Origin of the sequence: Microcoleus vaginatus HSN003, from assembly GCF_022701255.1 — a bacterium.
Lineage (GTDB): Bacteria > Cyanobacteriota > Cyanobacteriia > Cyanobacteriales > Microcoleaceae > Microcoleus > Microcoleus vaginatus_B.
The window spans coordinates 601,289-615,621 of the sequence record NZ_CP031705.1 but is presented as its reverse complement, the minus strand read 5'-3'; the positions used below and the strand labels follow the sequence as shown (position 1 = coordinate 615,621).

The following is a 14,333-nucleotide window of genomic DNA, read 5'->3' as shown; positions in this document are numbered from 1 at the left end:
TAGTCTTACTAAGGATGAATTGTGCCATTAGGCATTTGAGCTTTTTGCAAGCTAGCATTCGAGAAGTCAGCGCCTCCCATGAGGTTAAAACGCATGGTCGCTCGTCGCTCCGTTGCTTTGATATTGAAACCAACTACTGCATTTTCTGGGTTATTCTGTTCTGGAACAGCGCTGACATTAAAATCCATATTTGCTTTTTTTTCATTAGCCTCAAGCTTAAAAATGATGCCGGTACACCCCAAATCAGCTCCCGTCAGGTTGGCTCTATTTAAGTTGGCATTTTGGAGGTTGGGATTGGTCAATTTTGCTCCTGATAAGTTAGCACCTTCTAGGTTGGCTCCCTGCAAGTTGACTCCTGGCAAGTCTAATCATTTTAGGTTGGCATTTATGAAATTGCATTCGGGACAGTGTTTGGTTTGCAGCAATTCCTTGAGTTGGTTTTTTTGATTAGAAAAAGTTAGATATTTAGCCGCCGTAAATACAGCTGCGATCGACAATCCAGCAATAACTAAATTCTTTAATTTCATAAATCTCCGAAAATCTTCGGCGGCTTTCTATCGCTGTTAATAGATTTCGGCAATAGTGCGATCGCACTATTGCCGAACTCCCACAATAAGATTGCAGGCATTTCCCCCAAGCAGTCTGGCGCAATTAAACACCGCCGGGCTTATACATCCCGCCTCCTTTCCCTCGCCAGTGCTGCTTTGAGTTTCGGACTCGTCCCGTCCGTCTGCTTCACTTTGCTTTGAGCAGTCCACAAACGGAATTTATTGTTACCCGAAGGCGCGCCTTGGCATATACCTCCAGACTGAAATAAAAGAAACTTTATTTATATCCCTGGAATGAGCCAATTTCCGAGAGAGTTGAGGATGATTGAATACAAAGGCAATACCGTACCTGCGCTGTTAATTTCTCAGCAATTACTTTTGTTGTCAAAATTGCTTTGAGAAATTAATTTAGTCTAAAAACTGTTGGCAGCAGCTCAGGTTCATCAACCTCGCCAGAACACACCCTACCTGTAATCCCGACAATTCGGAGCGGCAATGAACACAATCAAACCCGAACCCAAAAGATCGCGCTTCATGGCTCTGCTGCTGACAACGCTGCTGACATTTCCCTTTGTGAGTGCTTGCGGTTCTAGCGAGCAAAATTCCGCTCCTCCGCCTCCTGTTGACAACACTCGTGCTGGAGGAGTGCAAACTAATCGCCGCCCCACTCCTCCCCCACAAGCGAAAAAAGGACTGAACAATGCTCAAAAAGTAGGGATTACTTTAGCAGGAGCAGCGGCCCTTTACTACATCTACAATCAGCACAAAAATAAACAACAAAAGGGGCCGCAGGGAAAACATTACCTTTCCAAAAACGGTCGCGTTTACTACCGCGATGCCCAGAATCGCGCCGTCTGGGTAACGCCCCCGCCTGGAGGAATTCAAGTTCCGGAGTCCGAGGCAGCGCGTTACCGCGAATTCCAGGGGTACAACAACCAAAATACCGGTCGAGACCTTACTACCTTGCCGGAAGCTACAAGTCCTGTTCCCGCACAGTAGTCTAAGCATTTGAGATTTTAGATTGCAGGTTCCGTGACTTTCCATTAAATCTGGGATTCCCAATCTAAAACAGTCGTTTTTCAACACATAAAAAAGAGGAACTTTATCATGGTAGACGGATTTTTGCGGAAGTTAAAAGATGCGATCGTCGGGCCCGACAGCGAGCAATTCGATCCTGACGGCAATTACCAAGATCCCGGACAGTTCGGCAACGTGACTCCAGCCAGCCAAGACCCCTACGGCGACCCGGCTGAGTACGGAGAGTACGGCAACGTGACTCCAGCCAGCCAAGACCCCTACGGCGACCCGGCTGAGTACGGAGAGTACGGCAACCTGACCCCGGCCAGCCAAGATCCCTACGGCGACCCCGCAGACTACGCGGGTACCGACTACGGACAGTTCGGCAACCTGACTCCGGCGAGCGAAGACCCCTACGGCGACCCGGCAGACTACGTAGCGGATGCTGGAATGTTCGGCAATGTGATCCCGGCCAGCGAAGATCCCTACGGCGACCCGGCCGATGAAGAAGGCTTTAGTTAACTCAGTTGGCTAGAAAAATTACCTGGTAAGCAACAGCACCCCTGCGGGGGTGTTTTTTTTTCTTGAGAACTAGCAGCAGTATGTTATGTCATTTAGAGATAGGTTGAGTTTTGCATTTTTTTTATGTTTTGCTTCCCAAATTTGTTTTGTTGTGTTATCTTCTGAGAAGCAGAGAGATTTTTAGCAGCTATGGCACAGGATGTTGCCCACGAACAGCACGTCAAATGGCTGAAAGAGCAAATTGACCAGAAGAAGTCAGAACTAGCTCAGGTAGAGGCGAAAGCTGTAGAACTAAAAGCAAGTATTGTTTACTACGAGGGTATGCTGGCGGTGGTGGCTGCTAAGAAAGTGGCATCAACACCGACAGAAATGCTTCCGGAAACACAAACACTGACTTTGAATGGGGGCCAAGTAGCTTCGACAAGTTCTCTTGGTGCAGACGAACATCTAAAAGGAGGTCTAGCTAATTTTACTCTTGCTTCTGAAGATGCCAGTTTTGAAAAAGCCAGCTCTCAAAACAGACATCAGCGGAGCCCTATGGAGATGAAGCGTCCTCAGTACGTGGGGCTGACCTTTGCAGAATCGATAGAAAAGATTTTGAACGCTCGTCAAGAGCCAATGCTAGTCGATCGGATTGTCGAAGCCATATTTGACGCGGAATCTGAAGAGGAATTTTGGCGAGCCAAAAACTCCTTGAGCGTAGAATTGCGTCGGGGCGCAGAGCCACAATATAAAAGGTGGAAGAAGCTTTCTCGAAATATTTATGCTTCAAATTCGTTTAACCAACAATCAGCATCAAATACTGCGAGCAGCATAATCACACCGCAAATGAGATTTTCCTTAACAAACAGCGACGATGCTTTGAGTTCCTAGTTCAAAGTATCGCCGCTGCATTTTACTTGGGGATGTGGCGGAACAGGAAAACGCATCCGGCTCCTAACCGGATAACCTGCCAGGGTTTTTGTGGGTTCGAGTCCCACCATCCCCACAGATTACGACCTTGCTTGGTAATGGCTTTGGGCTATACACCTAAGCTGCAAGAATTTAATTTCTTGCGGTCTACAGTTCTTTTGTGCTTTTATCATAGCACATTTGTCAACCCTTATCCACTACCACACGGTCAGAAATATGTCAAGGCATTTTTTGATTTTAGTGGAGATTTTTTGTGATGGGTAAATTACGGAGTAAGAACATCAATTACAAAGGTTTAGTGATTCATTGTCAGCAAAACGGTGGGCTAATCTGCCTGACCGATATGTGGAAAGCTGCGGGGTCTGTTAAATCCCAAGAGCTTGACAAGTGGTTGATACAGAGGCGTATCTGTGAATGGCTGTTGGAATTAGTGCTTGAAGCTAAGCTTGAGTTAAAACCCGTTGTGGAGAGAACTTTTGCAGAACAACCCGTCGCTAACTCTGGATGCAAAAAATACAGAGCTTGGGCAAGCCAAGTCAGAAAATTAGCTAAAGATGTTGGTCTGATATCAATTCAGGGAGGTATAGGCGGTGGAACTTATGCAATAGACAAGATAGCCATCGAATATGCTGAATCCTTGTCTACAGAGTTTCGTGATTGGGCGCGAAACGCGGTCAAAGAAAGGATAGAAGAACAAGTAGATCCAGAACTCGGCATTCGCCGTAGTCGGCAACGGGCAGTTAAGAATTGGGAAAAACAAGGCAAAAGCCGTGAATATATTGGAGCCCGTCTTGACTCTATTCCCAAAGAAGACTTTTACGAGGCAGCGTTGTATGAACATGGGGTTCAGGTTCCACTGCACTTTGCTCATTGCAAGGCGAGGGTGTATCAGCCGATCATTGGTACTACCGAAGATTTCCGAACAGCCAGAGGATTGAAAAAAAGACAAAACTGCAAAGATGGCATGACAATGGAGGAACTGGCTGCTACAGATTTTGCCAAAGTTCTCAGTGCAAAGCGGATCAACACACTCAATCCTAATGGGGTGAGCTCATGCGCTAGCATCTCCCATTCCACAGCGCAGCAAGTTGCTAATCTGCTGAATCAGTAGCCTGGTTAACTTAGTACACCATGCTGCTTGCTTACGTTTACAAGCTGAATCCATCGCCCAAACAAGCTCAAACAATCGAGCGGTGGATTCATTTGCTTCGCTTGCAGTACAACTTCAGAATCAGAGAGCGGACAGAAGCCTACGAGCAAGCAAGATTCCCTGTTATGGGGAACTACTGCTTGATCGAAACTCAAGCTGAGTCTTGCCCTTTGGCTTGCTCGTTAAGTAAAGGTGCTTTGTACGGCAATCCTTGGACAGCAAAAGGCAAGAAAAGGACTCCGCTGGCTCAACAAGATGCCAATTTGGTTGACATGAAGCAGGAGCGTCCTTGGTATAAAGAAATCTCTCACCATGTTTTGCAACAAATGCTGAAACAGGTTGATGCTGCTTTTGGCCGCTTTTTCCGAGGATTGGGCAAATATCCGAAAACAAAGCGGCATGGTAAATTTCGCTCTTTCACCTACCCGCCTGGAGATGTCGCCTTTAAAGGCAATAAAGTCCGACTTCCCGGTATTGGGTGGATGTCGTTTTTTCAGTCCCGACTGTTTCCCCACGGTTTCAGCATTCGTTCCGTGACTGTGCGGAAAAAAGCAGATGGCTTTTATATTTCTGTTCGGTTGCAAGATGAGTTAGTTCCAGATGTTCCCGCAGCGAATAAAGTTAAAACAGCAGTAGGAGTAGATCTGGGTATCAAGAAGTTAATGTCTCTCAGTACGGGACAAACCATTGCCAATCCCAGATTTTATCAACAGATGGAGCGGAAGCGATCGCGACTAAACCGTGCTATCAGCCGCAAGGTTGTAGGTTCCCGCCGCAGAAGAAAAGCCTGCCAGCGCTTAGCAAGACTGGAACAAAAAGTTGCTAATCGACGAGAGGATTACCAATGGAAGATAGCTAATAGCTTGGTCAAGCAGTTTGACCTGATTGTGTTTGAGAATCTTAATATTCAAGGCATGATGGCACGCTGCAAACCAAAGCAGGATGAAAACGGAAAGTATCTGCCTAACGGTCAATCTGCTAAATCAGGACTGAACAAAGCCATTGCTGATGCTGCTTGGGGTTCCTTAAAACAGAAAGTCAAGATTTTGTCCGAAAGGGCGGGCGTTCTGGTTTATGAAGCGGTGCCTCACTTTAGCTCTCAGGAATGCAGCGAGTGCGGGTATGTCAGTCCCACAAATCGAGATCAGGAAAAATTTATCTGTGAAGAATGCGGTCATCATGAGGATGCCGATGTGGATGCTGCAAAAGTTATTTTGCAGCGCGGTCTGGATGGACTGGGAATCTATTTGGAGGCTGTACCGAGAGTCCCTCGGAAACAGGATAAAAGTACGCCCGAGGAGCCTGTTGGAAGACAGGGAAAATCATCCGCGTTGGTGGGTGAGCCTGGGAACCCTAAGAGAGTTCCAGGAATTGGAGTTATTTGAGTGGAGGGGAGTTTGAGCGATCAACTCTCGGCCTTTACGGCTGTCAATTGAAATCAGGTGTCTCTGACCAAGTTGCGATTGCCCAAAAACCGGGCATTTTCTCAAAAACGGAGAGGGTGGGATTTGAATTAGCGCTTAGTTCTCAATCGACGATTTTACGTCGTTCTAGCTATTCTGTGTCCCCACTCTGAAAGTCCTGTTTTGGATTTGAGCGAATACTGAGCGACTTGCTGTACGCTGTCTACAGCAAGCAAACTCGGCATTCTTATAGTAGGGAGCGAAAGATGAGCGAAAAATCTTATCCAGTCACAGCAAGTACCACCGCTGACTACCTGATTGGCTATGAGCGGATTCTGGACTACTTTAAACAAGCGCAAAAAGAATGCCCCAAAGGAGTAGGTCTAAAAAGAGACAGCAAAGCTAGCGGTGGCTACATAACACTTCAATTCAAGTTAGGTGTCAAGCGAGTCAATAAAGCCTGTGGGTGTTACCTGACAATGCAAGGGATTACTGATGCTTTGAGGCGGGCTCACCTAGTCGCTAGCGCCCTAGAATCACTAAAAACCGAGTCTCAGTTCTTGGCTTGGTATGATGATGTGATTCTAGAAAAGAACGTCATCAAGAATGATTTGATGACGTTCGGTGAAGCGATAGCAAAAGTAGAGAAAGAATATTGGGAGGGACACACAAAGCGTCGTCAATTGCGCGATAAGAACAATGCTAGCCACCAATATAGTTGGCGATGTGTTTACGGACACTATTTCAAGCTATTGCCACAAAATACAGTCTTGAACCTGGCAGACATTCTGCTCGTAGTTCATAGCAAACAAGTAGGAACTAAATGTTTTAAAAACTGCTTGTGCGCTATGCGTAAGCTTGCTGAGACTGTTGGCAACACTGACTTGCTTATTCGCCTTAAAGAAATTAACGGCACGCAGACACAGTTCAGAGAAGACCTTCAATCTATATCAGTTGATGAATTTTTGAGATTTCACGAAGAAGTTTTGGCTATCTCCGATGATAGGCGATACAACTTAGAGTCACGCAAACGATGGCTGTGGGTATTCTCTATGCAGGTGGTGTATGGTTTTCGAGTGCATGAAGTGTTCGCGATTCAGAACGTAAACGAACCGTTTAAGACAAAAGATGGCATTACTATCCCGGCACTAAGCGAACCAAGTAACGCAAAAATGATTGCTGTAGTAGGTGAAAGAACAAAGTTAGAAACCACGACTAAGACTGGCTATCGATTGTGTGTACCAATGCTTCCTCCCACTCACGCGGATTTAATCGAACGCTTGGGAATTAAATTAGGGCAATTGCCTGAAGTTAAGTTGACATCGAGCAATCCCAAGACAATTTCTGGTGCATACAATGACCGTGCGTGGGCTACCTTAAAAAGATGGAATAAGGGCTTTACCCAATCTCACGCCTTACGTCACCTAGCTAATCTCAATGGTCAAATGGCGGGGATGTCTCAGGAGACAAGAGCTAAGAGCTTAGGGCATTCAACACAGATGAATGAAGGCATTTATAAAAAACGAGCCAATACTCAGACAACGATTGATTTACTAACTCAGTCCACAACGGAAGCTATTCCCTTGGGTAGTGCGATCAGGGTGCTTAAACAGTTGGGAAGTGACGGGAAAAGTATCAAACTGCTAGCCGCTATTTACGGCATTACGCTTGACGAAGTTATGGAGTTGCTGGCCGAATAATTTGAAACAAAACTTTACAGTCCCTGTGTTGACAAGGAACTGTAAGTCTGCAATCGTGAGTAACTAAGGAAGATTGATGCGCGACTGACTAGCGTACCACCGCTAATCAAGTCACGACTTCCCCAAATCGTTGAGTTAGAACGTTTGGAGCCGAATAATTATGACATTTTTAGACGATCGTCTTGACGGACGATCGCAACTCTTAATGATTGAGTTGGCGGGGTTTTGCCATGACTAAACCCATAGTCAGCTACCGTCGCATTGACCAACTTAAGGCGATCGCCTTTGACCGTGGCTTCACCAATGAAGACGCCAGACAGTTCGGAAAACTCAGCAAAACTGCCACATGGGAAGCGCTGCTAGAACTGTACCTCGTTGACGGTGAATCGCTTGACACAGCAAATGTAGACAGTGTAGACAGTGCAGGTAATTTTGTAGACACAACACCTGAACCGCTTGATTTACAACGTGTAGACACTGTAGACAAGATTGGTATAGACAGTGTAGACACCCTTGACTGGACTAACGACGGTTCATTCCCTGTGTGCGGTTTCACCCGCCAAAATTCCACCTTTTTAGACTGGGTTGATTTAGGGCAACTCATCGCACTCGTGCTCGCATCGGCGGGGGTGTTTGTGCTGGCTATGAGCTTGTGGCGACAAATCAATCCCTTGAATTTATTTCCCTCCCCAGTTCGCATCAACATTCAAATCGGGACAAAATTATGAGCTTACAACTACGCCTTTTTGGCGGCAATTCTGATGCTGGAAAACTCACTGCCAGCAACGACGGCGGACACGCTATCGACAAATCAAAAGTCCTGGCAAGCACTGACGCAAGCGTTATAACGCCATCAAATCCTGGTAACTTTGACTCAGTTCGTAGTGTTCCCGTAGTTCCCGCCCCGCGCTATTTCACGAAGGAAGAAGCGGACGCAATGAAGGATTTGGCAAAGGAGAAAACAGACGGTGCACGGCAGTCTAAACGCGCTTACAAAGCTTTGACCAAAATTGAAGTGGCTGACAAAACAGTTCACAAAGAGCACCGCAAATATGAGGGTGCGGTTGCTGAGAATGAGCTAGGCAAGATACGCGCTAACGCTGGTTTGGCGAAAAAGTTGCATAACCTCCGACCCGGTTATGCGCGGCTGGGTTTAGGGATTGATAAGGCTGACAGCGATGCCAGGACTCGGATTGATGAAATTAAAGCCAAACTGACGGGAGGTGCGAGCTAATGGAATATATCTGGCTCGCTGGTAATAAAAAAGAAGTGCGAGAAGCAATAGAAGCCTTAAGGGTTCACGGGTTCACGTTTGAGCTTAGTGATTTTGAGAAGATAAAAAATTCCCCTTTTGGTCGCGACCGCTATTCTTATACCCTGAAGAATTTCCGCCCTCCAGCCAAACCGACCCCCCAGCCCCGCCCGTGGGATGCAGTGCTAGGAGGCAGAAAATGAGCAAACTGACCCATGTTTTAGTAGCCGAAAAGCTCAATGGAACGCAGTCCTGGTACTGGATACCGGAACTCGATAAGTATCAGCAATTCTCAGAAGGATGTAGGGAGGGAGAAGATGACCAGCCTTATGAACCCTACTACATGACACCTGAAGAGTACGAAGCTCGGATGGAAAATTCAATTTTCGAGAATATTGCTTTCTACGACGGCAGAGAAAAATATCTTGCCAAGCAGGAGGTGAAATAATGCGAGCGATGTACTTGGCAAATTACTTTATCGCCGGGTGCGTCGCTTTCTCCCTTTTGGGGTGGATAGCGAGCTTGCATCCGATGGCAATGAAAGCCGTTTTGTTTCTATTAGCAGCAATTGCGATCGCCTGGGGATTGAGTTGGCTGCTGGATTTTTCACTGAGCAAACTGCTCAAGATTGCAGTCGCTGACCTGCAAGCACTTTTAGTCGGCGGTTTAGCGATGCTGCTGATTGGTTTGGGGGTGTTTCTATGCAGCTAAAACTGTTTGTGTTGAGCGCGTCTTCTGTCATGCTGTGGTTGGTTCCACTAGCCGCACTAGACAAAAAGCTAGACAGCCACAAAGCGCTGCAAGGTGTCAGTTTGTGCGCTGCAATTGCTTGTGCAGTGTCCGCTGGCAACATCGCCCGCGAACTGTCTGAGCAAGGGGAAATTGAGGCAATTAAAAAGCGAGCAATCACTGCTGATGTGGTGGATGAAATCTCGACCTCTGCTTATGTTTCCCAGCAACAAAGACAGCAGGAAGCCGAACTTATTTTGACAAGCCCTGGGCTTGATGTGGAAGAGAGCCGGAAGGCACTGGAAGCTATATATAGCAGCGACTTACAGGATACTGCTTCCCCTTCCGAGCATCCCGATTACCCTATATACTTGGAAGTTTGTAAGTCAAGGGAAGCGGGTAAGTCACCCACTTGGATTGTCGAAAATGTCCTCAAGATGGGAGGGCGTAAATTCTCCGAAGGCAAGGCAAAATTGCAAGATTTACTCAATCAATTTGAGGGGGCAAACAATGACTAAACTGCCAAACATACCAACTACAGCAGCCCTAAGATTGACTGGCACTAAGTCAGAGATAGAGTTAGTATTGGCAGTTTTGCGAGGCAAGGATTTCTTCTGGAAAACTAACGGCAAGTTCTACCCGCAACGGGGGGAAGAGAATCAGTACGCTTACTATCTCAACGACTTGCAATTGCCTCAACTGGGGGCAGCAGTCCCGCCGCCAACACCAGGGGAACCACAACCTCGACCTTGGGATGCGGTTTTGGGAGGTCAAAGAGAGTGAGTACAAACGCTTAGTGGGGAACCGTTGTTTAACGTTTTTTCCCGTCAAACCTAATAGGTTTGATCAAACTTAGCCACAACCTAAATTTTGGGATGCGGTTTTGGGAGGTCAGGGCGATCGGTAGTGGCCGAACAAAGGGGAGTGAGTTGAGGTGTTGAGGTTATGCACTGCCGAGACTCACCCTTTTGGCTCAACCCTGCTGAGGCTGAGTATAAACGCTTAGTTGAAAAAGTTGATCGCTTCTGACCTAGCCCAATTTGAAGCCCTTACACAGCCTCGTTTTTTAGCGTTATTTCCCACGAAACCTAATAGGTTTCGCGAAAGTTAACAAGTGTACCAGCTAAATTTTGCCTTGGGATAAAGTAAGCCACCAACGTAAAATATCCCTATGAGACCCATTCTGAGACCACTTACGCCCAAAGAAAAAGCACAAATCCGCCGAGAGTGGCGGATATGGTTGCGGTGGTTTCTCAAGCATTTTTGGGGCGGGCGGTTTCCCAGGGCTGGTCATATTGAGGCGGAAGAGTTGGCGTGGATAAAGTTTACGATCCTCTCGGAGGAATGCAAGCGCTTCGCCCAACTTTTAAAAAATCTTCTTCTTATCCCTAAATTCTGCAATGGCTTGATAGGTGTGGCTCGCAACGACAGCCTACCCGCATCCGCAGCACTCATCTGTTAGCGGAGCGGTTCCACCTGTCTAGCTCTAAATTTTCAAACTGTAAACGCCAAAAAACCGCTGCCAGCAATTGGAACCTGATGTCAGCGGTCTTTGGATTCACACTCACCAGGCGGTGAGCCGTAAACTCGTGAATACATCATACCCTTTAGGGTCGAGTTTTGCATCTCAAAATTTAAATCCTTTTATCCCGAAACACTTGGCTGAATGGGTTGAAGGCTCAGCAGTATCAGAAGCGATCGCCTCCCTCAACATCGAATCGCTGACCGTCAAAGAATTCAACGAGCGCATCCGTCCAAAGGAACCCATTAAAATGGGGGGCTGGTGGTGTCGCGGTGTCCTTTGGAAAACTGGTGAACGGGTCGGCAACTGGTACGGCCAAGGCAAGCCAGACAAGCCACATCAGCCAGAAGGTTCTAAGCCACGCAAATACCTCACAGGTAGCGGCATGGTACCCGACGCTATATTCCTTGCAATGCCTGACAAAGACTACTGGGCGAAGGTTCACGCTGATAAGTCCATCGTTCGCCATTGGACTGAGGGAACTAAAAAAGCAGGGGCTGGGTTGAGCATTGGGCTTGCAACCATTGCCCTAACAGGCGTGTGGAACTGGGGCAAAGATGGGGAATTAGCGCACTTTGTGAAGGAGTGGGCACAACCCGAAACCGTCCACTACATAGACTTTGACTCCGACTATGCGGCCAATCCGTCTTGTCGTGCAGCCATTTTGAAGTTTGGTCGCTTGTTGGTTGAGTGCGGGTGTGAGGTACACATCACTGTTTGGGATACGCAATTCAAAGGGATGGATGATTTCATCAAAGCTAAGGGGTGAGAGGCATTCAAGGAGGCTGTAGCGAGCGCGCAAACTCTAGCCAAGTGGGAAAAACAGCTTAAGAAAGGCGATCGCAAAATTGACGCTTCAACCTCTCATAATTCTTCTACTTCTCACCCGCGCACGCGAGAAGAAGTAGTATGCCAGAAGTATGCCAGTAGTGAAAGAGACTACATCCCAGACACTGCACCGACTCCAGAGCGAAACTACATCCAAAAAGCTGTCGAGGCGCTGTACTCTGGCGCGCCTTGGGTATCCATAGCAGGACAGCTTTTTGAGTTCACCGGGACTCATTACGAGCTGCGACCGGAAGTGACCGAGAAGCGACGCATCCTTGAGTGGTTGAGCACCTACTCTGAATTAGTGAACGGGAAATATCGTTGCAACCGTGCCAACTCTGCCAGTTTCAACGAGGTCTACACTTATATGCTCTCGGCTGTGGCAGTAGACCCTAATACCATCAATCCTGATGGGTTGAACACTACTAAAGGGGTGCTGAAAATCAATCCTGATGGCTCTCACTCGCTTGTTCCACATGACCCCAAGAATATCTATACCTATGTCGGCTGCACGTATGACCCCGACATTGACGCGACGGATTGCGATCGCCTGTTGGAGTGTCTTGAGCCGGCACAGCGTGAGATATTCCTGAGAACTGCTGCTGCTGCATTGAACCTCAAACTGGTGCGCTCAAAATTGACGGGGCGGGGCGTTAAAGGTTTGCTGTGCTACGGCGAGGGGTCTAACGGCAAGGATACGCTGCGAGCTGTTTTGGCTGCTGTATTCGGGCGGGGAATGACTAACAAGTCGCTGTCGGATTTCAAGTCCTACGATAATGGCCGCAAGTTCAATCTGTCGGGTGTTTTAGGGGGTGTCTGTAACTGGGCTTCTGAGAACACGTCAAAAGTAGACCTGGACAACATCCAGAGCCTTAAACAGTTCATTACTGGCGACCCGATTGATATTGAACCCAAAGGTAAGGACAGTTACGAATACAAGCCTGTTGCTACCTTTTTTGCCAACTGCAACAAACTACCCTCTATCACTGGGGGAACGGCTGCAATTGATGACCGCTACGGCATCTTGAAATTTGAAAAAACCTACAAGCGTAACGCTGACTCGTCTCAGGGTGAATTAGAGGCTGACCCGCGTTTCAAGGATGACGAGAACTTTATCCTTGAGCGGATTGCGCCGGCGATGCTTAACAAGATGCTGGAGCGGTTGCCACTGCTGCTGACCGAGGGCATTGACTATAAGGCAACCCGTGAGGCGATGCGGGAAGCTCAGGAAGAGAGCCGGCACTTGTGGCAGTTTGCCCGCGAGGTTGGTTTGGAGGTTCAGGCTGGTGGCCGTGTTTGGGTTACGGATTTGTGGCAGCGGTTGCAGGACTGGTATGTGGAATCTGGGATTTTAGAGATTGAGGACAGTGGGGAGAAGAAAAAGCCCAAACTGGTTTGGAACGAGCTCTCTAACCCTCTTTTGTCACTCTACGCAGAGGAAAACTTGCCATAAGGGATATTGAGGTTTTGAAAAATTGAACGAGTTAAATTATTGACAAGCATTTGAAGCTTAAAAAAGCCCTCGGATAACTTAGGAACAGTAAAAACTTGTAGCCAAGGTTTAATAAAGTTAAATAGTACAAATGGTTGAAGTATTAAACGGAGGTTGTTAAGAATATTCTTCCACCCCTTTCCTTTATCCCACCAAGGATGTGATGAAAAATTAGATTCAGATTGTGGTGGTAATTTTAGCAGTTGTTCAGAGTGGAGGCTAACCATCAAATAAGCGCTAAAAATAATTTCCCACCATTTTTCTATTTGTGGATAATTAGTTAAGCGAAAATCTGCCCATCCTAATTCGTTTTTACTTTGCTTCAAACCATATTCTACCCAAGTTCTTAAACCATAAAAATTACCTACGTCTCTGGGTGTAATGTTGGGAAATTTACTCATTACATACCAAGTAGTGTTTTTGGGAAGCTCCTCTTTATCAGTTGTGATTTGCCAATATTTAATTTCCGGATTATCACCACAAATAATCTCTCTTATATATCTGTCTTCCGAGCTTAAATCAGAGAAGACACGTTTGAATCTTTGCCACTCTGAATATTTGACTTTCGCGTCTGTAACTCCCCATGCTTTGTGGTTAGAGCGAATTGCCACAATAAAATTTAGATTCAATTCATCTAGTATTTGAATAAAATTTTTACTGCTCTCTCCGTATAAACTATCTGCTAGGACAAGATTAAATTTAAATCCCATCGCACGCAATTGTTTGATCATTTTCGCTGCAATTTCAGGTTTAGTTAGGTATTGATCTCCTGGTTGCAGTCTTTCTCTAGGTTTATAAACTTCAAATAATAGAGGAAAAGTCATGCCAGATAAAACACCATACGCTGTAACTGCAACGATACCATTATCTGTTTTACCTAAATTTCCAATGTACTGTCGTTTTACATAATCAGTCGCATCCCCCTTTTTTTTATCTCCGGTTTCATCAATTATTAGTACTATTGGGCGCCCTTGAAGTACATATAATATTAATTCTAATCGTTGCTGACTTAATTCTTGTACATCCCAAGGTGATTGTGTTAAAAAATGGTGTAATCCTTGATGATTATCTAGCCCTATAACTTTCGCTATTGATGGTAGTGTTTTGCGTTTTATGTCCGATATCATACCGATATGTAAGTACTTAAAAGCTTCAAAGCTCCTAACTTCTGGAAATATGTTTTGGTAAATTTGACAGTATTCATCTATAAATTTGACTGTGGGTACTGGTTTACGAGGCTCTACCATAGGACTGGCAA

18 protein-coding genes and 1 tRNA gene are annotated in these 14,333 nt (G+C 46.4%); 17 read left to right on the top strand and 2 right to left on the bottom strand.

The features are described 5' to 3' along the window. Positions 1 to 8 precede the first annotated feature (8 nt). Positions 9 to 362 (bottom strand): pentapeptide repeat-containing protein, encoded by a 354-nt coding sequence (locus D0A37_RS02675; RefSeq protein WP_242720708.1) that lies wholly within the window; start codon positions 360 to 362, stop codon positions 9 to 11. Between the two features lie 681 nt (positions 363 to 1,043). Between D0A37_RS02675 and D0A37_RS02670 the strand changes: the two genes are divergently transcribed. From D0A37_RS02670 to D0A37_RS02590, 17 genes are all read left to right on the top strand, one after another. After that, positions 1,044 to 1,547, top strand: coding sequence for a hypothetical protein (locus D0A37_RS02670; RefSeq protein ID WP_242720704.1), 504 nt, complete (start codon positions 1,044 to 1,046; stop codon positions 1,545 to 1,547). A 108-nt stretch (positions 1,548 to 1,655) separates the two neighbouring features. After that, positions 1,656 to 2,087 (top strand): translation initiation factor, encoded by a 432-nt coding sequence (locus D0A37_RS02665; RefSeq protein ID WP_242720701.1) that lies wholly within the window; start codon positions 1,656 to 1,658, stop codon positions 2,085 to 2,087. Between the two features lie 189 nt (positions 2,088 to 2,276). Continuing rightward, positions 2,277 to 2,960, top strand: a complete 684-nt coding sequence (locus tag D0A37_RS02660; RefSeq protein WP_242720699.1) for a hypothetical protein — start codon at positions 2,277 to 2,279, stop codon at positions 2,958 to 2,960. Between the two features lie 28 nt (positions 2,961 to 2,988). Next, positions 2,989 to 3,075 (top strand) — tRNA-Arg (locus D0A37_RS02655). A 180-nt stretch (positions 3,076 to 3,255) separates the two neighbouring features. Then, positions 3,256 to 4,110 (top strand): KilA-N domain-containing protein, encoded by an 855-nt coding sequence (locus tag D0A37_RS02650; RefSeq protein WP_242720697.1) that lies wholly within the window; start codon positions 3,256 to 3,258, stop codon positions 4,108 to 4,110. A gap of 20 nt (positions 4,111 to 4,130) precedes the next feature. After that, the gene (locus D0A37_RS02645) at positions 4,131 to 5,534 is read left to right on the top strand and encodes an RNA-guided endonuclease InsQ/TnpB family protein (RefSeq protein WP_242720694.1); all 1,404 of its coding nucleotides are present in this window, start codon (positions 4,131 to 4,133) and stop codon (positions 5,532 to 5,534) included. Positions 5,535 to 5,818: 284 nt separating this feature from the next. Beyond that, positions 5,819 to 7,252: a site-specific integrase gene (locus D0A37_RS02640; protein ID WP_242720692.1), complete on the top strand. Its 1,434-nt coding sequence runs from the start codon at positions 5,819 to 5,821 to the stop codon at positions 7,250 to 7,252. A 230-nt stretch (positions 7,253 to 7,482) separates the two neighbouring features. Then, positions 7,483 to 7,980 carry a hypothetical protein gene (locus D0A37_RS02635; protein WP_242720690.1) on the top strand — a complete coding sequence of 166 codons (498 nt, stop codon included), beginning with the start codon at positions 7,483 to 7,485 and terminating at the stop codon, positions 7,978 to 7,980. Beyond that, on the top strand, positions 7,977 to 8,486 hold the full coding sequence (locus D0A37_RS02630) for a hypothetical protein (protein ID WP_242720688.1): 510 nt from the start codon (positions 7,977 to 7,979) through the stop codon (positions 8,484 to 8,486). Before D0A37_RS02635 ends, D0A37_RS02630 begins: the two co-directional genes overlap by 4 nt. Next, positions 8,486 to 8,707, top strand: coding sequence for a hypothetical protein (locus D0A37_RS02625; RefSeq protein WP_242720686.1), 222 nt, complete (start codon positions 8,486 to 8,488; stop codon positions 8,705 to 8,707). The genes D0A37_RS02630 and D0A37_RS02625 overlap by 1 nt, the downstream gene beginning before the upstream one ends. Then, positions 8,704 to 8,952, top strand: coding sequence for a hypothetical protein (locus D0A37_RS02620; protein WP_242720684.1), 249 nt, complete (start codon positions 8,704 to 8,706; stop codon positions 8,950 to 8,952). The genes D0A37_RS02625 and D0A37_RS02620 overlap by 4 nt, the downstream gene beginning before the upstream one ends. Next, positions 8,952 to 9,215 carry a hypothetical protein gene (locus D0A37_RS02615; protein WP_242720682.1) on the top strand — a complete coding sequence of 88 codons (264 nt, stop codon included), beginning with the start codon at positions 8,952 to 8,954 and terminating at the stop codon, positions 9,213 to 9,215. Before D0A37_RS02620 ends, D0A37_RS02615 begins: the two co-directional genes overlap by 1 nt. Continuing rightward, complete coding sequence (locus D0A37_RS02610) at positions 9,206 to 9,751, top strand: hypothetical protein (RefSeq protein WP_242720680.1); 546 nt, start codon at positions 9,206 to 9,208, stop codon at positions 9,749 to 9,751. The genes D0A37_RS02615 and D0A37_RS02610 overlap by 10 nt, the downstream gene beginning before the upstream one ends. Next, on the top strand, positions 9,744 to 10,016 hold the full coding sequence (locus D0A37_RS02605) for a hypothetical protein (protein ID WP_242720678.1): 273 nt from the start codon (positions 9,744 to 9,746) through the stop codon (positions 10,014 to 10,016). The genes D0A37_RS02610 and D0A37_RS02605 overlap by 8 nt, the downstream gene beginning before the upstream one ends. A gap of 388 nt (positions 10,017 to 10,404) precedes the next feature. Then, on the top strand, positions 10,405 to 10,695 hold the full coding sequence (locus tag D0A37_RS02600; protein ID WP_242720676.1) for a hypothetical protein: 291 nt from the start codon (positions 10,405 to 10,407) through the stop codon (positions 10,693 to 10,695). A 127-nt stretch (positions 10,696 to 10,822) separates the two neighbouring features. Then, complete coding sequence (locus D0A37_RS02595) at positions 10,823 to 11,524, top strand: DUF3854 domain-containing protein (RefSeq protein ID WP_242720674.1); 702 nt, start codon at positions 10,823 to 10,825, stop codon at positions 11,522 to 11,524. A gap of 342 nt (positions 11,525 to 11,866) precedes the next feature. Then, positions 11,867 to 13,036 carry a DUF5906 domain-containing protein gene (locus D0A37_RS02590; protein ID WP_242720673.1) on the top strand — a complete coding sequence of 390 codons (1,170 nt, stop codon included), beginning with the start codon at positions 11,867 to 11,869 and terminating at the stop codon, positions 13,034 to 13,036. Here D0A37_RS02590 and D0A37_RS02585 read toward each other — a convergent pair. Next, positions 13,012 to 14,322, bottom strand: coding sequence for an IS701 family transposase (locus tag D0A37_RS02585; RefSeq protein ID WP_242720671.1), 1,311 nt, complete (start codon positions 14,320 to 14,322; stop codon positions 13,012 to 13,014). The genes D0A37_RS02590 and D0A37_RS02585 overlap by 25 nt on opposite strands. Positions 14,323 to 14,333 lie beyond the last annotated feature (11 nt).